The sequence below is a fragment of the Pseudomonas sp. Emmai genome (genome assembly GCF_055179735.1).
Map to the genome: position 1 here is coordinate 6,731,733 of NZ_CM143685.1, position 20,938 is coordinate 6,752,670.

The following is a 20,938-nucleotide window of genomic DNA, read 5'->3' on the forward strand; positions in this document are numbered from 1 at the left end:
TGTGGCGAGGGAGCTTGCTCCCGCTCGGCTGCGCAGCAGTCGTAAAACCAGAAAACGAGGTGTGTCAGGAGTGCCGGAATTGGGGCTGCTTCGCAGCCCAGCGGGAGCAAGCTCCCTCGCCACAAAATGCGCCTCAATCCTGAAGCCTGTGTCAGGGCTCCATCCCCAACTCATGCTTGACCAACACCAGCAACTTGCCGGTATCAATTGGCTTGAGCAGGAAGTCCACCACGCTCAAATGCATGGCGGCAATCGCGTCTTTCACGTCGGCATCGCCGGAGACGATGATGATCGGCATCGCCGCCCGGACCGATTCACGCACCTGGCGGATCAGGTCCAGGCCATCCACATGCCCCATCCGCAGATCAGTGATTACCAGGCCAATCGAGGGGGTCGTGTCCAACAGTTTGAGCGCGGACTCGCCACTGGCGGCGGTCATGCAACGTACGCCATCCAGCGCAAGGATCTCCGATAACAGCTCACGAGCGTCTTTGTCGTCATCAACGATCAACACCCGCTGCGGCGGTAGATCAGGTTCCAGCATGATCGCACTGAGCGCCTCGCGCTCGGCGTCACTCAAAATATCGTGGTCGGACATGGCTTTCTCTACGTTTTCAATTCAATCCCCTAGCACAGTGGTCAGACATCGCTAAGCAGAGCTTCAATGTGCACTTCGTCGGATATTTTGCCTAGAGGAAAAATGAGACGTTTTCCCACTATGGGTGTAGGGCATATCCCAAATTTAGCCAAAAGCACCGACTACCTAGACTTACGTCCAATGGGCACCCCGCGCACGGGGGCCGACCATGGCTGAACGATCCGACAACAACAATTCAAAAAAGACTGCGGTAATAGTTATGAGTAAAGCGGATGCCTTCACCCAGGCAGGGAAAACCGCGGTATTGCAGAACATCCAGGGCACTCTGCAATTCCTCCAGCGCTTCCCGCCCTTCAATCAGATGGAACACGCCCACCTGGCCTACCTGGTGGAGCAATGCCAGCTGCGTTTCTACGGTCCCGGCGAGAGCATCATCAAGCCTGCCGACGGCCCGGTTGAACACTTCTACATCGTCAAACAGGGCCGGGTCGTCGGGGAACGCCCGCACACGGCCAAGGGCGGCACCGAAACCACCTTCGAGATCACCACCGGCGAGTGCTTCCCTCTCGCCGCGTTGCTGGGGGAACGGGCGACCCGCACCGAGCACCTCGCCGCCGAAGATACGTTCTGCCTGCAACTGAACAAACTGGCCTTCATCAAGCTGTTCGCCCTCTCCAACACGTTCCGCGACTTCGCCCTGCGCGGGGTCAGCAGCCTGCTGGATCAGGTCAACCAGCAGGTCCAGCAAAAAGCCGTGGAAACCCTCGGCACGCAATATTCCCTGAACACCCGACTCGGCGAACTGGCAATGCGTCACCCGGTGACGTGCAGCCCGACTACCCCGCTGCGCGAAGCCGTGACCCTGATGCATGAGCAGCAGGTCGGCAGCATCGTGATCGTCGACGAACACAAGGCGCCGCTGGGGATTTTCACCCTGCGCGATTTACGCCATGTGGTGGCCCAAGGCACCAACGATTTCAACGAAGTCATCGAACGGCACATGACCCGGGCACCCTTTTTCCTGACCCCGGACCACAGCGCCTTCGACGCGGCGATCGCCATGACCGAACGGCACATCGCCCACGTCTGCCTGGTCAAGGACCAGCGCCTGTGCGGCGTGGTGTCCGAGCGGGATCTGTTTTCCCTGCAACGGGTCGATCTGGTGCATCTGGCGCGGACCATCCGTAGCGCACAGAAAGTCGACAACCTGGTGGCGATGCGCGGCGAGATCGGCCAATTGGTGGAGCGCATGCTCGCCCACGGCGCGTCCTCAACCCAGATCACCCACATCATTACCCTGCTCAACGACCACACCGTGTCTCGCGTAATCGAGTTGACCCTCGCCGAGAAAGGCGACCCCGGTATTCCATTCAGTTGGCTGTGCTTCGGCAGCGAAGGCCGCCGCGAGCAGACCCTGCACACCGATCAGGACAACGGCATTCTGTTCGAAGCCCGGGACGCGGCGCATGCCGCCGAGATTCGCGGCAAGCTGTTGCCCATCGCCCAGCAGATCAACCACAGCCTGGCGCTGTGCGGCTTTACCCTGTGCAAGGGCAACATCATGGCCGGCAACCCCGAGCTGTGTTTGTCCCGGGCCGAATGGGCGCGGCGCTTTGCGGCGTTCATCCGCGAGGCGACGCCGGAGAATCTGTTGGGTTCGAGCATCTACTTCGACTTGCGGGTGGTCTGGGGCGACGAGCAAGGCTGCGAGCAACTGCGTCGAGGGATTCTCGATCAGGTGGCGGACAACCGTTTGTTCCAGCGGATGATGGCCGAGAATGCGTTGCGCAACCGTCCGCCCGTAGGACGATTCCGCGAGTTCGTGCTGGCGCGCAAGAATGGCGAGAAAGCCACGCTGGACCTGAAAGTCCAGGGCCTCACGCCTTTCGTCGACGGCGCCCGCTTGCTGGCTCTGGCCAATGGCATCGAAGCCAACAACACCCAGGAGCGCTTCCGGCAACTGGTGGAAAAAGAAGTCATCGATCGGCTGGACGGCGCGGCGTACGAAGAGGCCTACCACTTCATTCAGCAAACCCGCATGCAGCAACATCAGCTACAGACCCGGGAGAACTTGCCCTACTCCAACCGCGTCGATCCCGACAGCCTCAATCATCTGGACCGCCGTATCCTGCGTGAATCCCTGCGCCAGGCCCAACGCCTGCAAAGCAGCCTGACCCTGCGGTATCAGCTATGAGCCTGTTTTCATGGTTGCGCCCGGCGACGCCGCTGTTGCCGGAGGATCTGCAACTGCGTTTGCAGCGCTTGCCGGCCGGCGCTGAGCTACGTGAATGCAGCCTGCGCGAGCAGCGCTGGGTGGTGCTGGACCTGGAAACCACCGGGCTGAACCTGAACAAGGATCGGGTGCTGTCCATCGGTGCGGTGGTGATCGAGGACGGGGCGATCGATTTCAGCCAGCAGTTCGAACGCACCCTGCAATGCGTTGATATGAAGCTGGCGCCGAGCATGTTGATTCATGGTCTGGGCCCGAGCGCGATTGCCGCCGGCAGCGACCCCGCCGAGGCGCTGCTGGATTTCATGGAGTTCCTCGGCGACAGTCCGGTGCTGGCGTTTCATGCGCCGTTCGATCAGCACATGCTTGGGCGGGCGCTGAAAGATCATCTGGGCTACAAGTTGCAGCATCCGTTTCTGGATGTAGCCGACATCGCCCCGCTGCTCTGCCCCCAGGCGAATATCCGCGAGGCGGGGCTGGATGAGTGGATCGACTGGTTCAAGCTTGAAGTCTTTGAACGGCATAACGCCAGTGCCGATGCGTTGGCCACGGCGGAACTGGCGCTGATTTTGTTCAGCCGGGCGCGGCAGCAGCAGATTCATAGCCCGTTGAATCTGCAGCAGCGGATCAGCCAGTGGAAGCGGCGGCATCGGGCGCCATCGTTCTGAATCGGCGGCGTCGGTTCTGGCGCCATCGCGGGCAAGCCTTGCTCCTACGGGTTCGAGTCGGACGCGAAATGGACGACGACACAAAACCTGTAGGAGCAAGGCTTGCCCGCGAAGAACGATAACGCGGTCTAACTGAATGCCCCGCTGCGGTCTCCCGACCAGCGTTAATTGCTTACCTCCCCCGCCTCTGCCACAATCGCGAACAATTCTCGTTAGTTAACACTTCCCAATCGGTGATGCTACGTGTCGTCAGTCCAAGGCCCCCACAGTGAGCTCGTTGGTGCGTTATATCGCGACCATCGCGGTTGGCTATTGGCCTGGCTGCGCCGCAATGTGGCCTGCCCGCAACGGGCCGAGGACCTGAGCCAGGACACCTTTGTCCGCCTGCTCGGTCGTGACGAACTCAAGGAACCGCGCGAACCCCGGGCGTTCCTGGTGGCCATCGCCAAGGGCCTGTTGTTCGACTATTTCCGTCGCGCCGCACTGGAACAGGCCTACCTCACCGAATTGATGCTCATCCCCGAGGGCGAACAGCCGTCGGTGGAAGAGCAGCAAATGATCCTCGAAGACCTCAAGGCCATCGACCGCTTGCTCGGCAAACTGTCGAGCAAGGCCCGGGCCGCCTTCCTTTATAACCGCCTCGATGGCCTGACCCACGCCGAAATCGCCGAGAAACTCGGGGTCTCGGTGCCTCGTGTGCGGCAGTACCTGGCCCAGGGCATTCGCCAGTGCTACATCGCGCTGTACGGTGAGCCGGTATGAGCCCGGTCAGCTCCAAACCGGTGTCGGCCCAGGTGCTGGATGCGGCGATTGCCTGGCAGCTGTCCCTGGATTCCAGCAGCCCGATCGAGCGCGAAGAGTTCGCCAAATGGCACGCCGCCCACGAAGAACACGCCCGCGCCTGGCGCCAACTGGGCATGCTCGACCAGCGCTTCAGCGTCGCCAGCGGCCCGGCCCGCACCGCGTTGCTGCAATCGCGCGAAAGCATTCGGCGGCGGGTGCGCAAGCTCGGTAGCGGTTTGGCCAGCGTTGTCGCGGTGATCGGTTTGGCGCTGTTCGCCGGTGATCGCTACCTGCCTGTCGACTATTGGCTCGCCGACCAGCGCACCGCCACCGGCGAGCAGCGCACCCTGCGCCTGGCTGACGGCACCGTGATCAACCTCAACACCCACAGCGCGGTGGATGTGCGCTTCGATGAGAAGCAGCGGCGGATCATCCTTCAGGAAGGCGAGATCCTCGTCGAAACCGGCCACGGCGATGCCCGGCCGTTTATCGTTGAAACCCGCGAAGGCAGCATGCGTGCCTTGGGGACGCGGTTCCTGGTCAAGCGCGAAGAGGAAGGCACCCGCCTGAGTGTCTTGAAGTCGGCGGTGGCGGCGCATCCCGAGTCGAGCCCCGAAGAACAGATTTTGCGCGAAGGCCAGCAGGTGTTGATGCGCAGCAATGGCCTGGGCCCGATTGCCGCGCTCACCCTCGGCGCCGACGCCTGGACCCGGGGCATGCTGGTCGTCGACAACGCGCGCCTGGAAGACCTGGTGCATGAACTCGGCCGCTACCGCCGCGGGCATCTGGGCGTGGCGCCGGAGATTGCCGATTTGCGCATCACCGGCAGCTTCCCGTTGCACGACATCGACAAGGCGTTGAGCGCGTTGTTGCCGACCTTGCCGGTGCAGATTGAACAGCACACGGCGTGGTGGGTGACGGTGGCGAAGGCTGACGTTAAGCCCTGAGATTTTTGGCGTCTGATCTGACGCCTTCGCGGGCAAGCCTCACTCCTACAGGGGTTGTATCGTTCGCAGTATTACCGGTCGACACAAAACCTGTAGGAGCGAGGCTTGCCCGCGAAGAGGCCAGCAGCCCCACCACAAATCCTGAATCGAAATTATTTTCATCCACCCCTATCACTTTTGCATTCTCGTCCGGCACCTAGGCAATTGAGAAATATTTCCATTCAGGAGCCGCTGTATGTCCCGTTCGCTCGACACCTTATTGCGCCCCAGTTTGCTGGCGGTTGCCATTGCCCTTTGTGCCCCCCTGGCCAGCAGCCAACTGATCGCCGCTGAACAGGCGTCGAGCGTTCGCGCCTACAACCTGCCGGCCGCGCCATTGGCCAGCACCCTGAACCAGATCGCCAGCCAGGCCGGTCTGGCGCTGTCGCTGAATCCATCGCTGGCGGCGGGCAAGACCTCGGCACCGGTCAAAGGTCAGTTCGACGCGACCGCCGCCCTGCGTGAAGCCTTGCGCGGCACCGGTCTGCAACTGGAACAGAGCAGCACCGGCACCTACAGCCTGGTGGCCGTGCCCGAGGGCGTGATGGCCTTGCCGGAAACTGCCGTCATTGGTGTGGAGAACACAGAAAGTGCCTGGGGCCCGGTCGAAGGTTACGTCGCCACGCGCACCGCTGCGGGTACCAAGACTGACACCGCATTGGTTGAAGCACCGCGTTCGATTTCCGTCGCGACCCGTCAGCAGATGGATGACCGCAGCGTGCACAGTCTGGATGACGCCGTGCGCTACATGCCCGGCATCACTGCCAGCAGCTATGGCAGCGACACCCGAGCCGACTGGTTGCGGGTACGCGGTTTCGAGCCGACCCAGTTCCTCGACGGATTGCCGCTGCCAAAAGGCGTGTACGCCAACCCGAAACAGGAAACCTGGAACCTTGACCGCCTCGCCCTGCTGCGTGGTCCGGCCTCTTCGGTTTACGGCCAGACCCCGCCGGGCGGCCTGCTGGACATGGTCAGCCGCCGTCCAAGCGACGTGACCAGCAGCGAAATCCAACTGCAATACGGCAGTGACAACCACCGTCAGATCAACTTCGCCAGCACCGGCAAGATCGACGACGCGGGCCAGTTCCTTTATGGCATCAGCGGCGTGGTACGTGACAGCGATACGCAGATCGACCACATCGAAAACAAGCGCTACAACATCGCGCCGAGCCTGACCTGGAACATCGACGAAGACACCAGGTTCACCCTGCTGTCCCAGTTCACTCGCGACGATACCGGCATCACTAGCCAGTTCCTGCCAATTCAAGGCACCAAGATCCGTTCCCCGCTCGGCGATATTTCCCATCACAAAAACCTCGGTGACCCGGACTGGGAATACTACGACCGCACTTATTACGCACTGGGCTATGCGTTTGAACACCGCATCAACGATGTCTGGCAGTTCAAGCAAAACCTGCGCTACACCAAATCCGACCTGTCCTTCCAGGCCCTCACCGTCGGTGCTTTTGAATTCAACCCTGTCGATGCCAATGGCAACGTTGGCCGCACCAGTACCTCCGTCGACGAAGACATCAGCCAATTCGCGGTGGATAACAACTTTCAGGCCGACTTCGCCACGGGCGATGTCCGCCATACCCTGCTGTTGGGTCTGGATCACCAACGCAGCAACACCAATTACACCTCGATTTTCGGCGACGGCCTGAAGACCAACGTCAACAACCCGATCTACGGCCAGCCGATCGTTCGTCCTGCACGCTCCACTGCGTTCTATGACTACGACCAGAAGACCTATCAAACCGGCCTGTACGTGCAGGACCAGATGGCGCTCGACCAATGGCGCCTGACCCTCGGCGGTCGTGAAGACTGGGTACACACCGGTACCCAATTCCTCAACAAGGCCGATGCTACCAACACCCAGCGCGACAAGAACTTCAGTGGCAACGCGGCCCTGAGCTACGTGTTTGATTCGGGCTTCGTACCGTACATTTCTTACGCCGAATCCTTCCAGCCCACGTCCGGCGCCGATGCCTCTTCCACGGGCTCGCTGAAACCGACCGAAGGCAAACAATGGGAAATGGGCGTCAAGTACCAGCCACCGGGCAGCAAGACCCTGCTTACCGCGGCAGTGTATGACCTGACCCAGAAGAACGTAGCCGTAACCACCACCGTCGGCAACACGCCGATCACCAGCCAGACCGGCGAAGTGAAAGTCAAAGGCCTGGAACTGGAAGCAGTTTCTGACCTTACCGACAACCTGAAAGTGATCGCCGCCTACACCCTGGCCAAGTCCGAAGTGCAAAAAGGCGATTTCAAAGGCAATCGCCTGCAACTGATGCCAAACCAGCAAGCCTCGCTGTGGACCGATTACACCTGGCACACCGGCGTGCTCGACGGCTTCGGTATCGGCGGCGGCGTGCGTTACACCGGCAACACTTACGGCGACCAGGCCAACACCTGGCTGGGCAAGGCGGATGCTTACACCGTATTCGATGCCGCCGTGCATTACGATTTGGGCCGTCTGGATAACAGCCTCAAGGGCGCGTCGCTGGCACTCAACGCCACTAACCTGTTCGACAAGGACTACATGTCCACCTGCGACAGTTACAACTGCTACTACGGCGACCAGCGCAGTGTCATCGCCAGCGCCACTTACAAGTGGTAATTGCCTGAGCTGATAGCTCCAAGACCAAGCCGTCCTTCAAGGACGGCTTTGGTATTTCTGAAGGCCATGAAATGAAAAGTAAAACAATTCGCCGCTGGTCCTGCATCCACACCTGGACCAGCCTGATTTGCACGGTGTTCCTGCTGATGCTGGCACTGACCGGTCTTCCGCTGATCTTCCATCACGAGATCGACCATTTGCTGGGGGATGCCGCCGAGTTGAAGGTCATGCCGGCGGACACCCCGCAGCTGAATTTGCAACAGTTGGTGGCCGACGCCGAGCAGCATCGGCCAGGCGACGTCATGCAGTATTTCGGCTACGACGATGAAGACCCCAACGGCGTGATCGCGATCATGGCGAAAACCGCTGGCACCGAGCCCAACTCGTCCCACACCTTCATGCTCGATGCCCGCACCGGCGAAGCGCTGGAGATGCCGTCGGCCAACGGTGGGCTGATGATGGTCATGCTGCGCCTGCACGTGGACATGTTCGCCGGGCTGCCGGGCAAGTTGCTGTTGGCGTTCATGGGGATCATGTTTGTGGCGGCGATTGTGTCCGGCACGGTGTTGTATCTGCCGTTCATGCGTCGCCTGAAGTTCGCCACCGTGCGCCAGGACAAATCCACCCGGCTGCGCTGGCTCGACCTGCACAACCTGATCGGCGTGGTGACCCTGACCTGGGCGCTGGTGGTCGGCGTGACCGGCGTGATCAGCGCCTGCGCCGACTTGCTGATCGCCGCCTGGCGCAACGATAGCCTGAGCGCGATGGTCGCGCCCTATCGCGATGCGCCGCCGCTGACGCAACTGGCACCCGCCACGCGACTGCTCGATATTGCCAAGGAAGTCGCGCCGGGCATGCAGCCGGACTTCATCGCCTTCCCCGGCACGCGTTTCTCCAGCGAACACCATTACGCGGTGTTCATGAAAGGCAGCACGCACCTGACCTCGCACCTGCTGACCCCGGTGCTGATCGACGCCAGCACCCTGCAAGTCACGGCCGTGGCCGAGCGTCCGTGGTACATGGACGCCATGGGCATGTCACAGCCGCTGCACTTCGGGGATTACGGCGGCATGCCGATGAAAATCCTCTGGGCGACCCTGGATGTGCTGACCATCATCGTGCTCGGCAGCGGGGTGTATTTGTGGGTGGTGCGGCGCAAAGCGGCGAAGCCAGTGCTCGATAAAGCGGAGCGTGCGGCATGAAGCCCCGACAGTCGAACTTCTGGAAAGTCTTCGCCACGCCGACGGTAATCGCATTGCTCAGCGCGGCCGGGTTGTTTTCCGCGCTGCTGGGGGATGGCGTGTGGGATGCGTTGAGCTGGCTGGGCCTGGGCATCCCTGCGGCCCTGGCCCTGCGCGGGTTGCTGCAACGGCAGTAAAAACCTTTCACCTTGAGCTATCGGGGCAACACGCTATGCTGCCCGGCATTGCCACCGATCGAGACGCTGCCATGTCCGCCCCGAGCATGACCCTGTTCCACAACCCCGCTTCGCCCTTTGTTCGCAAAGTCACGGTGCTGCTGCACGAGACCGGCCAGACCGACCGCGTGGCCCTGCAACTCAGCCAGTTGACGCCGGTCAGCCCGGACCTGGCGCTGTGCGAAGACAACCCGCTGGGCAAGATCCCGGCCCTGCGCCTGGCCGATGGCAACGTCATCCATGACAGCCGGGTGATCCTCGATTACCTCGATCACCAGCACGTCGGCAATCCGCTGATCCCGCGTGACGGCCCGGCCCGCTGGCGGCGCCTGACCCTGGCCTCCCTGGCCGACGGGGTCATGGACGCTGCGGTGATGATTCGTTACGAACAAGCCCTGCGCGCGCCGGAGAAACACTGGGAGCAATGGCTCGATGGCCAGCGCGAGAAGATTCGCCGTGCCTTGGCCGTGTTGGAAGCGGAGGCGATTGCCGAGCTGACCAGTCATTTCGATGTGGCGGCGATCAGCGTGGCGTGTGCCTTGGGCTACCTCGACCTGCGCCATCCCGATCTGGAATGGCGCGTGGCGAATCCGAAGCTGGGCGAGTGGTTTTTTGAGGTGAGTCAGCGGCCGTCCATGTTGGCCACGATGCCTAAGGCCTGATCTTTGCGATGACTGATCTACCGTCATCGCGGGCAAGCCTTGCCCCTACAGACCGCGTGTTCCTGTAGGAGCAAGGCTTGCCCGCGAAGGGATCACCCCCATCCAGAGGAAACAACCCGGCTATCCGCATCGCCAGTTGTTCGCCCAATCGCTGATCCTCCCGCAACCCCAACGACCGGCTCATTCCACCGCTCCCATATCAAATTCCAACGGCTTGGCGGTCTTCGCGCCGATGCCGTACCAGTCCAGTTTGCGGGTCAGCACCATGAACACACCCAACAGCCCGAACAGCAACAGCGAGCCCATCAACAGCGCGTAATCCTCGGCACTCAACAAGCCATAAAGCAAACCGTACAACGCCGCCAGTCCAGCCGAAAAACTCAAGCCGTGGCGCACGCTGCGCAACACGTGGCAGACGTAGAAGCCAATCAGCAGCACACAGCTACTCGCCGACAACAGATACGCCAGGGCAAAGCCAATGTGCTCGGACAGCGACAGCAGCAACAGGTAGAAGAACGCCAGGGCCACGCCGACCAGCGCGTATTGCACCGGGTGCACCGCCAGGCTTTTCAGCACTTCGAAGAGGAAGAAGCCCGCGAAGGTCAGGACGATAAACAGCAAGGCATATTTGATCGCCCGGTCGCTTTTCAGGTACTGGTCCACCGGGTCGATGAAGCTCACGCCGAAGCTACGAGCGTTGAACGCTTCACAGCCCGCCCCGGACGCGCAACTGTTCAACGCTTCTTGCAAGTTGGTGGAGAAAAACGAGGTTTGCCAATTGGCGGTGAAACCCTGGTCGCTGACTTCGCGCTGGGTCGGCAGGTAGTTGCCGACAAAGCTTGGGTGCGGCCAGTTGGCGGCGAATGCGACTTTGCTGGTCTTGCCCACCGGCAGCACTTGCAACTGACCGGTGCCTTGCAAGCGCAGGTCGAAACCGAAGGCCAATTCCGTGGCCTGCTTCGCATCCAGTGCCGGCAGCATGACGTGCACACCCTCCCCCAAAAAGCCCACCTGGCTACCCGGGACGAAGTCCAGGCGCTGGCCATCGAGTTCCAGTTTCAGGGCATTCTCGATGCCACGAATGTCGCTGATGCCGACCGCCAGAAAGGGCTGGTCGAATTGGTAATCCGCAAAGTCTTCCTTGATGCCCAGTTGTTCCGGGATCGAAAAATGCCCGCTGATGCGGTTGTCGGCATGGAACAGTCGCGCTTCATAAATGCCGCGCGAGCGCAGTTCGGTCTGGACCTGGCCATCCAGTTCAAAGCGTTCCGGGAGAAAGTACAAACGCCCGCGCTCTTCTCCGACGTCCTGATAACGCTCGTTGGTTTTTTCGTTGAGCTTCCAGCTGCGCACTACCTTGCGATACGGCACCACCATCAGCGGCCCGCTCAATTGCTGGCTGAAGCTGGAACTGCGGGCGATGTCTTCCAACACACCATCGCGCAATTGCTGACGGTCCTGGATAACGCCGTTGATCATCAGCAATGGAATCAGCAATAACAGAATCAGTAGGGCAATCGCCCCGAGTTTTATGGCCAGGTTACGGTTCATGGGTTCTCTCCCTGTTCGAATGAGGGAGAGTCTGGAAGCGCTGTGTGGGGGTTTTGTGGGGGCGATGTGGAGATTGCGTGGAAATGCCTGTAAAAGCCGTTTCCACCTTGGCAAACTGCCGTGCCTCAAGGCCAAGTCAGGGTGTTTTAAACCCTCGACGGAGATATTCCGGCCGAATACAACTCAGGATTGTGGACGTTGGTTTGCTCCAGACCCGACCAGACAAGGAATGCTGCATTGCGAAACAACTCGTTTGACCTGATCAGGCACCTTGCCGCCCTTATGGTTCTGGTCAGCCACCACTATGTGCTGGCCGGCATGAGCGAGCCCGCCATCGAGGGTTACAACTCACTGGGTGGTATAGCGGTTCTTTGCTTTTTTGCGATTTCCGGGCTGCTGATCACGCTCAGCTACTTGAATGCCACCAGCGTTCAAAATTACCTCGTAAAGCGCGTCGCACGGATCTTTCCTGCACTCATCGTTTGCTCATTCGTCATGACTTATGTGGCCGGGGCATTTTTTGCCAGCGACTATGTTTCGGGCAAAGGCGCCTTCATCGACTTCCTGCGGATTTCAGCGTTCGGGCGGGCGACGATTGATGAGGTGACCCACGACTTCATATTTAGCGAATCCTTCAACGGAAGCCTCTGGACGCTAAAGATCGAATTTGCTTTTTATATTTTGCTGGCGCTGGCCTTGACCCTTTATCGCAGCGCCTTGATGCCGTGGGCACTGCTCTTGCTGTTTTGCGTGGCGACCTATGTCCTGGGTAACTTCCCCGTCAATGCACTGGCACAGAAGTTTCTGGTCTATTGCGCCGCCGGTATCGCGTTCTTCGCCGGATCGTTGATCGCTTTTTACAAGCACCGCTTCAACAGCGCGCGCACCAAGATCGGCGGCCTGGCGGTTGCCAGTCTTCTGGTGTTTTCATCCCTGGGCACTTCGGCGGCCTGGGTCCTGGCGTCATTGGGAATAAGCCTGGCGACGATCAGCCTGGGTTTGTTGTACGTCGATAAAACCATCAGGGGACGATTCGATATCTCCTATGGCATCTACCTGTACGCCTTTCCCGTCCAGCAATTGATCATCAATAAGACGCAACTGGCCTTTTTCCCTTCCATGGCCGTTTCAGCGCTCATCGTCATTGGCCTGGCAACACTTTCATGGCTGATTATCGAACAGCCGGCCCTGGCGCTGGCCCATCGAGGCACGCTTCGAAAATCGGCGCCTGTGCCGGCGGCGCCCTGAGCCCATCAAGCACCTTGAGGCACACTCACCCGTGCCTCAACGCCACCCGCCACATTGCCGACCCACAGTTGACCACCATGCAACTTGACCACTTCTTCAACGAAGTTAAGTCCCAACCCGGTACTTTTGCGCCCACTGTCCGGCCTCGGCAGCGAGTAGAACCGCTCACTCAACCGCGGTAACGCATAGTCAGGAATCGCCTCAGCCTGGTTGAACAGTTTGAACTCGACCCGCTCGCCAACACGCTCGGCGCTGAACCGCAACACACCCCGAGCCGGGGTGAAGTCCAAGGCATTCTCCAACAGATTGCCCAGCGCCTGACGCAACAAAAACGGCTCACCGATCAACGCCAGATCCGAGGCAATCGTCTGCTCGATCCGCAACTGCTTACCTTCGATCCGCGCCGCTTGAGCGTCCAGCAACTCACTCACTAACGCGGCCAACGGCACCTCGACACGTTCTTCCAACCCTTGCCGCTGCTCAACCTGCGCCAGGTTCAACAACCGCTCGATCAACTGCTGCATCCGCGCGCTTTCGCTGTGGATGTTGCTGACGAAACGCTGCTGCTGGGCCACGGGCATCTCGCCTTGTAACAGTTCCGCCGCGCCGCGAATCGCCGCCAGCGGGCTTTTCAACTCATGGGTCAAGGTGTGCACGTAGCGCTCGACGTAGGCTTTGCCTTCCAGTTGTGTGCGCATCTGCTCCACCGCCGTCGCCAGTTGCTCCAGTTCGCCGCCGCGATAATGCGGCACTTCAACTCGCCGCCCTTCGCTGACGGCTTGGGCGTAAGCGGTCAACCGCCGCAGCGCCGCGCTCAACCACCAGGACAGCACGGCGCCAAACAGCAAGCCGAGGCCGATCAACCCGGCGCCATAAGCGAACAAGCGTCTCTCGGTCCGGTCGACGTAAGGCTGCAATGAGCTGTTGGGCTTGGCCACGGTGACCACACCGATGATCTGACCGTTGTCGCGGATCGGCGCGCCAACGTGCATCGCCGAGGTGCGGGCGTCATTGGGATCGGTGCGGGTCGAGCGGGCGCCGTATTCACCGCGCAGGGTCAGGTAGACGTCGTTCCAGCGCGAGTAGTCCTGACCCACGGCGACGCCGCTGGAGTCCAGCACCACGATGCCTTTGGCGTCAGTGACGTAGATGCGGTGGCTGACCTGATTTTTCGGCAGGCCCCAGATGCTCGCCTTCGGCTGCCGTTCGCCGTAGGCCTTGAGCAGTTGCGGCCAGTGATTCTGGTTGAGGGTGCCGGCCTTGAAGTCATCGCGCAGGATCTCGGCCATCAGGTTGGCGGTGTCCACCAGGGTTTCTTCGGTGGACTGGCGCACGCCGGGGCGGATTTCCTGGATGACGGTGTTGAGCACGAAATAACCGGTCAGGCCGATAAACAGCACGTAGACCAGGAAAATCCGGATCGCCAGTGACATCAGCTGTGTCCCGGGCTGTAGCTGTAGCCGAGGCCGCGATGGGTCTGGATCGGTTCGGCGTCGGCCCGCACCAGGCGCAGTTTGGCGCGCACGCTCTTGATGTGGCTGTCGATGCTGCGCTCGTAGCCGGCATCGGCGGGCACGCCCAGGGCGTCGAGCAATTGCTCGCGACTGAAGACACGCTCAGGTTGTTCGAGCAGGCATTGCAGCAGACGGAACTCATGGCGCGTCAGGCTCAGGGGCTGGCCGCGATAGCTGATCTGCACCCGTTCGCTGTCGATGCGGAACAGCGTCGAGGCCACTTCGGCTGAAGCACGCGGGGTCATGCGCTTGAGGATCGCCCGGACCCGCGCCGCCACTTCTCGCGGGCTGAACGGCTTGACCACGTAATCGTCGGCGCCGATTTCCAGGCCCACCACGCGGTCGATTTCCGCATCACGGGCACTAAGGAAGATCACCGGCACGTCGCTGAAACGCCGCAGTTGCTTGCAGGTTTCGAAGCCGCTGATGTCCGGCAGGCCGATGTCGAGGATGATCAGGTCGGCCGGGGTCTGGCGCTGATGTTCAAGCGCGGCGGCGCCAAGGCTCACCCACGTGGTGGTAAAGCCTTCGCCCTGCAAGGCAAAAATCAACGTATCGGCAATGGCCGCTTCGTCTTCGACAATCAGGATATGAGGCATGGCGTCCGGGCACGGCAATTAAGTTGCGCAACGGTGGCCCAAGCCTCACATCCCGTCAATCAGCAGTCGGGTTTATCCGCGGTAAAACGTCGGGCCGGGTTCACCGCCGCGCCGAATTCACGCAAGGCCTTGGCGCCGATCAGCAGCGGGTAATTGAAGCTGCTGCGGTCGGTGAGGTTGACCTCGACCGTGCGCTTGACGTTGCCCAGGCACAGCTCCAGATCGACGACCGGACGCTTGGTGGGTGCGGCTTCGTCCTTCTCGTCCTCGTCTTCTTCGGAGCGGGTCTTGATCTTGCTGATCCGCGCGATCTTGTGCTCGTAGACCTTGTTGCTCGCGTCCTTGGTGGCGAGGCGGAAGCGCACCCAATCGTCGCCGTCGCGGGTGAACATTTCGATGTCCTTGGCCGACAGCGATGCCGTCAGGGCGCCGGTGTCCATCTTGGCCTTGAGGACTTCACCGCCGATTTCCGGCAGCGCGATGTATTCGTAACGCCCGTACAGGGTCGGCTCGGCGGCCATGACCGGCAGGGCCACGAGGGTCAGCAATGCAAGGAGGGATTTCACGTATTGGGCATCCATAAGGAGTGGGCAGCGGGATTTTAGACCTTTATCGGTTAGATCGTTCCCACGCTCTGCGTGGGAATGCCGCCATGGACGCTCTGCGTCCGCTTTGGGACGCGGAGCGTCCCGGGATGCATTCCCACGCAGAGCGTGGGAACGATCAGTACCGCGTGCGTCGGGTTGACGACTGTTTCGCAGCCGAAGCGGGAGCAAGCTCCCTCGCCACAGGGGATCTTCATGATTCTGAGCATATCGCTTCAAAGGTGAAACATTCGTCACCCCCGATTTGGCCTGCCGCCCGAAGCTGCTTATCATGGCGCGCCCAAATGCTTTCAAGAGTTACTTATGCGCCGCCTGCTCACCGGCTGTTTCGTTACCCTGCTGCTGTTGCTCAACACCCTGGTCCTGTTCGGGCCGCTGATGGTGTTTGCCCTGCTCAAACTGGTCCTGCCCGGCCGTTATCGCGATTACGCCTCGTGGTCGGTGATGTGGATCGCCGAGACCTGGGCCGAAATCGACAAGCTGATCTTCCGCCTGTGCATCCCCACCCAATGGGACATTCGCGGGGGCGCTGACCTGCGAGTTGATACGTCCTATCTGGTGATCAGCAACCACCAGTCCTGGGTGGATATCCCGGCGCTGATCCAGACCCTGAACCGGCGCACGCCGTTCTTCAAATTCTTCCTCAAGAAAGAGCTGATCTGGGTGCCGTTCCTGGGCCTGGCCTGGTGGGCGCTGGATTACCCGTTCATGAAGCGCTACACCAAGGCGTTCCTGGCGAAAAACCCTGAATTGGCCGGGCATGATCTGGAGATCACCAAGGCTGCGTGCGAGCTGTATAAGCGTCAGCCGGTGACGGTGGTCAATTACCTGGAAGGCACCCGGTTTACGGCGGCAAAAAGCACCGAGCAGCAATCACCCTTCACCCACCTGCTCAAGCCCAAGGCCGGCGGCGTGGCGTTTGTGCTGGCGGCGATGGGCGAACAGCTGGATGCGATTCTGGATGTGACGGTGGTGTATCCGCAGCAGGCGATTCCGGGGTTCTGGGATTTGATCAGCGGTAACGTGCCGAAGGTCATCATCGACATCCAGACCCGCGAACTGGACCCGGCGTTGTGGCAGGGGGATTACGAAAACGATCCGCTGTTTCGCGAAACGGTCCAGAACTGGGTCAACCAGCTCTGGATCGAGAAGGACAAGCGCATCGACGCGTTGCGCACCGAGCGCCGCTGAATCAGCTACCGGAGCCGGCGCCCCAGATCCCGCCCAGGCTTTCCAGCAATGGACCTCCAACGCCCTGGCCACCGAGGTACTGGAGAATCACCGGGGCAAATTGGCCGATCATGCTGCTGTCCATGCCCAAGGCGCTGAATGCGCTGTTCAGGTCATTGGTGTTCTTCACATTGCCCAAGGCGTTTTCCAGGCCGGCCGATTTGCCGGACGAACCGAGCAAGCCGCTGAGGGCGCCCAGCTCACCGCCACCCGACAGTTTGTCGATCCCCGGTACGCTTTTGGCCAACTCTGAGTAATCCGTCGAACTCAATTGATTTTTGGCCAGACCGAGCATCGCCCCGGTGCCGCCAACGGCTTGTTGCGGGGTCACGTTCAATTGGCTGAGCGCACTCAGCAGGCCGGCCGTCTGCGAGGTGGGCGCGGCTGCGGCGGCGGCGTTGTCGCCTTTCATGCCGGAGATGGCATTGGCCGCATCGTTCAGGTTGAACTGAGCAAACACCGGGCTGGCCGCGAGGGTCATGAGCGAAGCCAGTGCAAAACCGCGTGAAATCTTCATCGAGACAACCTCTATAGGCATAAACCGCCCACCCATGAGCGGCGCAAAACTGTGCGTTCGACTGGTATCGCGCAGGATTGTTCCCACCCCCTGTGGGAGCGGGCTTTTGTGGCGAGGGGGCCACGCTCAGAAAAGAATTCCCTGGCGCTGCATCCAGTCTAGCCCCGCCCGCGTATATCAAGCACGGACAGACACTCCTGGCCGATTCTCCCCACAAGGATCACCACCATGAACCGCACTTCGATCAAAACCCCGTTGATTGCCAGCCTGCTGACCCTGGCCCTTGGCGGCGGACTCGCCCTCAATACCGTGCAAGCGGCAGACATGAGCCACGATAGCGTCATGGTCGGCGGCCAAAGCATGCTGCCGAGCAAGGACATCGTCGATAACGCGGTGAACTCCGCCGACCACACCACCCTGGTGGCTGCGGTAAAAGCCGCCGGTCTGGTCGACACCCTCAAAGGCAAAGGCCCGTTCACCGTGTTCGCCCCGGTCAACTCGGCGTTCACCGCCCTGCCCGCCGGCACGGTCGATACGCTGCTCAAACCCGAGAACAAAGGCACCCTGACCAAGCTCCTCACCTACCACGTCGTCGCCGGCAAACTCGACATGATGACCCTGGCCGCGAAGATCAAGGCGGGCGGCGGCAAAGCCGAACTCACCACCGTCGCGGGCGGCAAGCTGTGGGTGATGATGAACGGCCCGCACAACATCACGCTCAAGGATGAAAAGGGTGACGTCGCCGACATCACCACCTATGACGTGTACCAGTCCAACGGTGTGATTCAGGTCATCGACAAAGTGCTGATGCCCAAAGGTTGAGCAGTGCTCGCCGGCCCTGCGCATCGGGGCCGGCATTTTTCCGAGGTGCCCGTCCGTGAATGGAACAACCCCGCGCGGTGAACTAACCTCTGCCTGCAACCGGCACCGTACGCGGCCCATCGTCGCGAGCTCGATTGCCTGGAGAACCGTCATTTCCATCGCCGACACCGATCAGCTCCGACAGCTTCTGGCCCAGTGTTCACTGGGGGACCGCCGCGCGTTCGAGACGCTTTACCGTAGCGTCGGCCCGCGCTTGCACGGTATCGCCCTGCGTTTCATGGGCCGCCACGACCTGGCCGAAGAAGTGTTGCAGGAAAGCTTCGTGCGCATCTGGAACAACGCCTCGCGCTATGAATCGCACCTGTCGGCACCGTTGACCTGGATGATCAACATCACCCGCAATCAAGCCATCGACCAGCTGCGCAAACACCGCGACCGGCCGCTGACCGATCAGGAAGAACTGGCGCTGGTGGACGAAAGCCCCTCCGCCCACGAATTACTGAACGCCGCCCGCGAGGCCAATGCCTTGAACCGCTGCCTGGAAAGCCTCGAAGGCAGGCAGCGCCAATCGATTACCGTGGCGTACTTTCAGGGGCTGTCCTGCTCCGAATTGGCGGAGCATCTGGCCGCGCCGCTGGGCTCGGTCAAGTCCTGGATCCGCCGTGGCATGGAGCGCCTGCGCAGGTGCCTTGAATCATGAATTACCAAACCCCCACCCTGCGCCGCGCCCTCGCCGCCGACTACGCCATTGGCTTGATGCCCGCCGCGGCTCGCCGACGTTTTGAACAGTTGCTGCTGGAGGATGCGGCATTGCGCGCAGAACTGGCGCACTGGCAGGAAAGCCTCGCCAGCCTGACCGAAGCATTGCCCGAGCAACCGGTGCCAGAGCATGTGTGGCAGGGAATCACCGCACGGATCGAACCGCAGAGGCTGCACGTGCCCGAGAAGCGTTCATTCTGGAACTGGATGCGGGTGACGGCGGCGCTGTGTTCGCTGGTGGTCGTCGTGTTCCTGAGCATGCTCTACAACCGCGACGATGCCCGCTACAGCGCCACTTTGCTCAGCGCCGACGCACAACCTGCGTTGAAAGTTGAAGCGCACGCGAACTTCCTGAACGTCGAGCCGCTGACATTGGCTGCGGTTGATCCAGGACGCAGCCTGGAGTTGTGGGCGATACCAGCGAACGGCAAACCGATTTCCCTCGGCGTGATTCCGGCGGGCGGCAAGGGCAAGGTTGAGTTGAGCGATGCGCAGAAGGCGTTGATCGGCAAACCGATTGCGTTGGCGGTGAGTCTTGAGCCCAAGGGTGGCTCGCCGACCGGACAGCCGACGGGGCCGGTGTTGTATCAAGGGGCGTTGGCGGCGCTTTGAAGCTGATCGTTCCCACGCGCAGCAAAGGAATGCCTCCAGTGACGCTCCGCGTTACGCTTTGGGACGCGGAGCGTCCCGGGCTGCATTCCTTTGCTGCGCGTGGGAACGATCAGTGCTCCAAAAAACGGCGACCCGAAGGTCGCCGTTTTGCATTGCGGTAAAGTCTTACGCCGCGCTGAACAACTTGTGCGGGTCGATCACAAACTTCTTCGGTACGCCGGCATCGAACTCGCCATAGCCACGTGGTGCGTCGTCGAGGCTGATGACTTCCACGCCGACGATGTCGGCAATGTGGATGCGGTCCCACATGATCGCCTGCATCAGCTGGCGGTTGTACTTCATCACGGGCGTCTGGCCGGTGTGGAAGCTGTGGGATTTGGCCCAGCCCAGACCGAAGCGAATGCTCAGGCTGCCCATTTTCGCGGCCGCATCCACAGCGCCCGGATCTTCCGTCACGTACAGGCCCGGAATACCGATTTTGCCCGCCACGCGAACCACGCCCATCAGCGAGTTGAGCACGGTAGCCGGAGCCTCGTGTTTCACGCCGTCATGCCCGTGACCGCGCGCTTCGAAGCCTACGGCGTCGACGGCGCAATCCACTTCCGGTTCGCCCAGCAGTGCAGCGATTTGTTCGTGCAGCGGGGTGTCGAGGGACAGGTCGGCGATTTCGAAACCCTGAGCCTTGGCGTGCGCCAGGCGCACGGTGTTGACGTCACCGATGATCACCACCGCCGCGCCCAGCAGACGCGCGGAAGCCGCAGCGGCCAGACCGACTGGACCAGCGCCCGCGATGTACACGGTGCTGCCAGGGCCAACGCCGGCCGTCACGGCGCCGTGATAACCGGTCGGCAGGATGTCGGAGAGGCAGGTCAGGTCGCGGATTTTTTCCATCGCGCGATCACGGTCCGGCAGTTTCAGCAGGTTGAAGTCGGCGTACGGCACCATGGCGTATTCCGCCTGGCCGCCGGTCCAGTCGCCCATGTCGACATAACCGTAAGCACCGCCGGGACGGGCCGGGTTGACGCTCAGGCAGACACCGGTGTGCATCTCTTTGCAGGAACGGCAGCGCCCGCAAGCGACGTTGAACGGAACGGACACCAGGTCGCCGATTTGCAGGTTTTCGACGTCGCTGCCCTTCTCGATCACTTCACCGGTGATTTCGTGGCCCAGGACCAGGCCGGTTTGAGCGGTGGTACGACCGCGCACCATGTGCTGATCGGAACCACAGATGTTGGTGGAGACTACGCGCAGGATGACAGCGTGATTGATCTTCCTGCCGCGCGGGTCCTGCATTTTGGGATAGTCGATTTTCTGTATTTCGACCTTGCCGTTGCCGAGATACACGACACCACGATTACCAGACATGCTTTCACCTCGCTGTTGTTTTTATGTAGCGGTCGCGTCGCCAGACAGCGGCGGCGCGTTGATTGCTCGGGTTATTGCCTGTGTCTTTTTGCGTTGTTTGTGAGGGCCTCTTCGCGGGCAAGCCTCGCTCCTACGCGATTGAGGTAGCC

The 20,938-nt window shown here is 61.1% G+C and carries 20 protein-coding genes; 13 read left to right on the forward strand and 7 right to left on the reverse strand.

Features of this window, described 5'->3' with window-relative positions; all coding sequences use genetic code 11:
• Nucleotides 1-151: 151 nt before the first annotated feature.
• Nucleotides 152-598 carry a response regulator gene (locus ACY4LX_RS30975; protein WP_149659608.1) on the reverse strand — a complete coding sequence of 149 codons (447 nt, stop codon included), beginning with the start codon at nucleotides 596-598 and terminating at the stop codon, nucleotides 152-154.
• A gap of 259 nt (nucleotides 599-857) precedes the next feature.
• Here ACY4LX_RS30975 and ACY4LX_RS30980 point away from each other — a divergent pair, with 259 nt between their 5' ends.
• From ACY4LX_RS30980 to ACY4LX_RS31015, 8 genes are all read left to right on the forward strand, one after another.
• Nucleotides 858-2,792, forward strand: coding sequence for a putative nucleotidyltransferase substrate binding domain-containing protein (locus ACY4LX_RS30980; RefSeq protein ID WP_463258676.1), 1,935 nt, complete (start codon nucleotides 858-860; stop codon nucleotides 2,790-2,792).
• Entirely contained in the window at nucleotides 2,789-3,496 is a 708-nt protein-coding gene (locus tag ACY4LX_RS30985; protein WP_463258677.1) for a 3'-5' exonuclease, read from the forward strand. The genes ACY4LX_RS30980 and ACY4LX_RS30985 overlap by 4 nt, the downstream gene beginning before the upstream one ends.
• Nucleotides 3,497-3,739: 243 nt before the next feature.
• Entirely contained in the window at nucleotides 3,740-4,258 is a 519-nt protein-coding gene (locus ACY4LX_RS30990; RefSeq protein ID WP_149659611.1) for an RNA polymerase sigma factor, read from the forward strand.
• Nucleotides 4,255-5,226 (forward strand): FecR domain-containing protein, encoded by a 972-nt coding sequence (locus tag ACY4LX_RS30995; protein ID WP_463258678.1) that lies wholly within the window; start codon nucleotides 4,255-4,257, stop codon nucleotides 5,224-5,226. The genes ACY4LX_RS30990 and ACY4LX_RS30995 overlap by 4 nt, the downstream gene beginning before the upstream one ends.
• A 235-nt stretch (nucleotides 5,227-5,461) precedes the next feature.
• Entirely contained in the window at nucleotides 5,462-7,888 is a 2,427-nt protein-coding gene (locus ACY4LX_RS31000; RefSeq protein WP_463258679.1) for a TonB-dependent siderophore receptor, read from the forward strand.
• Nucleotides 7,889-7,959: 71 nt separating this feature from the next.
• Nucleotides 7,960-9,090 (forward strand): PepSY-associated TM helix domain-containing protein, encoded by a 1,131-nt coding sequence (locus tag ACY4LX_RS31005; protein WP_463258680.1) that lies wholly within the window; start codon nucleotides 7,960-7,962, stop codon nucleotides 9,088-9,090.
• On the forward strand, nucleotides 9,087-9,266 hold the full coding sequence (locus tag ACY4LX_RS31010; RefSeq protein WP_149659615.1) for a hypothetical protein: 180 nt from the start codon (nucleotides 9,087-9,089) through the stop codon (nucleotides 9,264-9,266). The genes ACY4LX_RS31005 and ACY4LX_RS31010 overlap by 4 nt, the downstream gene beginning before the upstream one ends.
• Nucleotides 9,267-9,337: 71 nt before the next feature.
• Nucleotides 9,338-9,967: a glutathione S-transferase N-terminal domain-containing protein gene (locus ACY4LX_RS31015; RefSeq protein ID WP_463258681.1), complete on the forward strand. Its 630-nt coding sequence runs from the start codon at nucleotides 9,338-9,340 to the stop codon at nucleotides 9,965-9,967.
• A gap of 180 nt (nucleotides 9,968-10,147) precedes the next feature.
• On the opposite strand, the gene creD is transcribed toward ACY4LX_RS31015, so the two are convergent.
• Entirely contained in the window at nucleotides 10,148-11,518 is a 1,371-nt protein-coding gene (creD, locus tag ACY4LX_RS31020) for a cell envelope integrity protein CreD (RefSeq protein ID WP_463258682.1), read from the reverse strand.
• A gap of 237 nt (nucleotides 11,519-11,755) precedes the next feature.
• On the opposite strand from creD, the gene ACY4LX_RS31025 reads away from it, so the two are divergent.
• Nucleotides 11,756-12,766: an acyltransferase family protein gene (locus ACY4LX_RS31025; RefSeq protein WP_463258683.1), complete on the forward strand. Its 1,011-nt coding sequence runs from the start codon at nucleotides 11,756-11,758 to the stop codon at nucleotides 12,764-12,766.
• Between the two features lie 5 nt (nucleotides 12,767-12,771).
• Here ACY4LX_RS31025 and creC read toward each other — a convergent pair whose 3' ends face one another.
• From creC to rloA2, 3 genes are read right to left on the reverse strand one after another with little or no spacing between them, the layout of a single operon-like run.
• Entirely contained in the window at nucleotides 12,772-14,199 is a 1,428-nt protein-coding gene (gene creC, locus ACY4LX_RS31030; protein ID WP_463258684.1) for a two-component system sensor histidine kinase CreC, read from the reverse strand.
• Nucleotides 14,199-14,879 carry a two-component system response regulator CreB gene (gene creB, locus ACY4LX_RS31035; protein WP_149659620.1) on the reverse strand — a complete coding sequence of 227 codons (681 nt, stop codon included), beginning with the start codon at nucleotides 14,877-14,879 and terminating at the stop codon, nucleotides 14,199-14,201. The genes creC and creB overlap by 1 nt, the downstream gene beginning before the upstream one ends.
• A 59-nt stretch (nucleotides 14,880-14,938) precedes the next feature.
• Nucleotides 14,939-15,445: a retropepsin-like aspartic peptidase RloA2 gene (gene rloA2, locus ACY4LX_RS31040; protein ID WP_169372764.1), complete on the reverse strand. Its 507-nt coding sequence runs from the start codon at nucleotides 15,443-15,445 to the stop codon at nucleotides 14,939-14,941.
• Nucleotides 15,446-15,787: 342 nt separating this feature from the next.
• Here rloA2 and ACY4LX_RS31045 point away from each other — a divergent pair, with 342 nt between their 5' ends.
• Complete coding sequence (locus ACY4LX_RS31045; RefSeq protein WP_463258685.1) at nucleotides 15,788-16,675, forward strand: acyltransferase; 888 nt, start codon at nucleotides 15,788-15,790, stop codon at nucleotides 16,673-16,675.
• Nucleotide 16,676: 1 nt separating this feature from the next.
• Here the strand turns inward: ACY4LX_RS31045 and ACY4LX_RS31050 are convergent, their stop codons facing one another.
• Complete coding sequence (locus tag ACY4LX_RS31050) at nucleotides 16,677-17,231, reverse strand: DUF2780 domain-containing protein (RefSeq protein ID WP_463258686.1); 555 nt, start codon at nucleotides 17,229-17,231, stop codon at nucleotides 16,677-16,679.
• A gap of 228 nt (nucleotides 17,232-17,459) precedes the next feature.
• Between ACY4LX_RS31050 and ACY4LX_RS31055 the strand changes: the two genes are divergently transcribed.
• The 3 genes from ACY4LX_RS31055 to ACY4LX_RS31065 are packed head-to-tail and all read left to right on the forward strand — an operon-like array spanning nucleotide 17,460 to nucleotide 19,424.
• Nucleotides 17,460-18,053: a fasciclin domain-containing protein gene (locus tag ACY4LX_RS31055; RefSeq protein WP_149659624.1), complete on the forward strand. Its 594-nt coding sequence runs from the start codon at nucleotides 17,460-17,462 to the stop codon at nucleotides 18,051-18,053.
• 55 nt (nucleotides 18,054-18,108) lie between these two features.
• Nucleotides 18,109-18,753, forward strand: a complete 645-nt coding sequence (locus ACY4LX_RS31060) for a sigma-70 family RNA polymerase sigma factor (RefSeq protein ID WP_149659625.1) — start codon at nucleotides 18,109-18,111, stop codon at nucleotides 18,751-18,753.
• Nucleotides 18,750-19,424 (forward strand): anti-sigma factor, encoded by a 675-nt coding sequence (locus ACY4LX_RS31065; RefSeq protein WP_149659626.1) that lies wholly within the window; start codon nucleotides 18,750-18,752, stop codon nucleotides 19,422-19,424. Before ACY4LX_RS31060 ends, ACY4LX_RS31065 begins: the two co-directional genes overlap by 4 nt.
• 165 nt (nucleotides 19,425-19,589) lie before the next feature.
• Here ACY4LX_RS31065 and fdhA read toward each other — a convergent pair whose 3' ends face one another.
• Nucleotides 19,590-20,789: a formaldehyde dehydrogenase, glutathione-independent gene (gene fdhA / locus ACY4LX_RS31070; RefSeq protein WP_007947729.1), complete on the reverse strand. Its 1,200-nt coding sequence runs from the start codon at nucleotides 20,787-20,789 to the stop codon at nucleotides 19,590-19,592.
• Between the last annotated feature and the right edge of the window lie 149 nt (nucleotides 20,790-20,938).

What these genes read in the sequence shown, in the direction of transcription:
- ACY4LX_RS31005 (WP_463258680.1), top strand. Translation starts at nt 7,960, where the DNA reads ATGAAAAGTAAAACAATTCGCCGCTGGTCCTGCATCCACACCTGGACC.
- ACY4LX_RS30995 (WP_463258678.1), top strand. Translation starts at nt 4,255, where the DNA reads ATGAGCCCGGTCAGCTCCAAACCGGTGTCGGCCCAGGTGCTGGATGCG.
- ACY4LX_RS31055 (WP_149659624.1), top strand. Translation starts at nt 17,460, where the DNA reads ATGAACCGCACTTCGATCAAAACCCCGTTGATTGCCAGCCTGCTGACC.
- ACY4LX_RS31000 (WP_463258679.1), top strand. Translation starts at nt 5,462, where the DNA reads ATGTCCCGTTCGCTCGACACCTTATTGCGCCCCAGTTTGCTGGCGGTT.
- ACY4LX_RS30975 (WP_149659608.1), bottom strand. Translation starts at nt 598, where the DNA reads ATGTCCGACCACGATATTTTGAGTGACGCCGAGCGCGAGGCGCTCAGT.
- ACY4LX_RS30980 (WP_463258676.1), top strand. Translation starts at nt 858, where the DNA reads ATGAGTAAAGCGGATGCCTTCACCCAGGCAGGGAAAACCGCGGTATTG.
- creD (WP_463258682.1), bottom strand. Translation starts at nt 11,518, where the DNA reads ATGAACCGTAACCTGGCCATAAAACTCGGGGCGATTGCCCTACTGATT.
- fdhA (WP_007947729.1), bottom strand. Translation starts at nt 20,789, where the DNA reads ATGTCTGGTAATCGTGGTGTCGTGTATCTCGGCAACGGCAAGGTCGAA.
- ACY4LX_RS31065 (WP_149659626.1), top strand. Translation starts at nt 18,750, where the DNA reads ATGAATTACCAAACCCCCACCCTGCGCCGCGCCCTCGCCGCCGACTAC.
- ACY4LX_RS30985 (WP_463258677.1), top strand. Translation starts at nt 2,789, where the DNA reads ATGAGCCTGTTTTCATGGTTGCGCCCGGCGACGCCGCTGTTGCCGGAG.
- ACY4LX_RS31010 (WP_149659615.1), top strand. Translation starts at nt 9,087, where the DNA reads ATGAAGCCCCGACAGTCGAACTTCTGGAAAGTCTTCGCCACGCCGACG.
- ACY4LX_RS31050 (WP_463258686.1), bottom strand. Translation starts at nt 17,231, where the DNA reads ATGAAGATTTCACGCGGTTTTGCACTGGCTTCGCTCATGACCCTCGCG.
- creB (WP_149659620.1), bottom strand. Translation starts at nt 14,879, where the DNA reads ATGCCTCATATCCTGATTGTCGAAGACGAAGCGGCCATTGCCGATACG.
- ACY4LX_RS31015 (WP_463258681.1), top strand. Translation starts at nt 9,338, where the DNA reads ATGTCCGCCCCGAGCATGACCCTGTTCCACAACCCCGCTTCGCCCTTT.
- ACY4LX_RS31045 (WP_463258685.1), top strand. Translation starts at nt 15,788, where the DNA reads ATGCGCCGCCTGCTCACCGGCTGTTTCGTTACCCTGCTGCTGTTGCTC.
- creC (WP_463258684.1), bottom strand. Translation starts at nt 14,199, where the DNA reads ATGTCACTGGCGATCCGGATTTTCCTGGTCTACGTGCTGTTTATCGGC.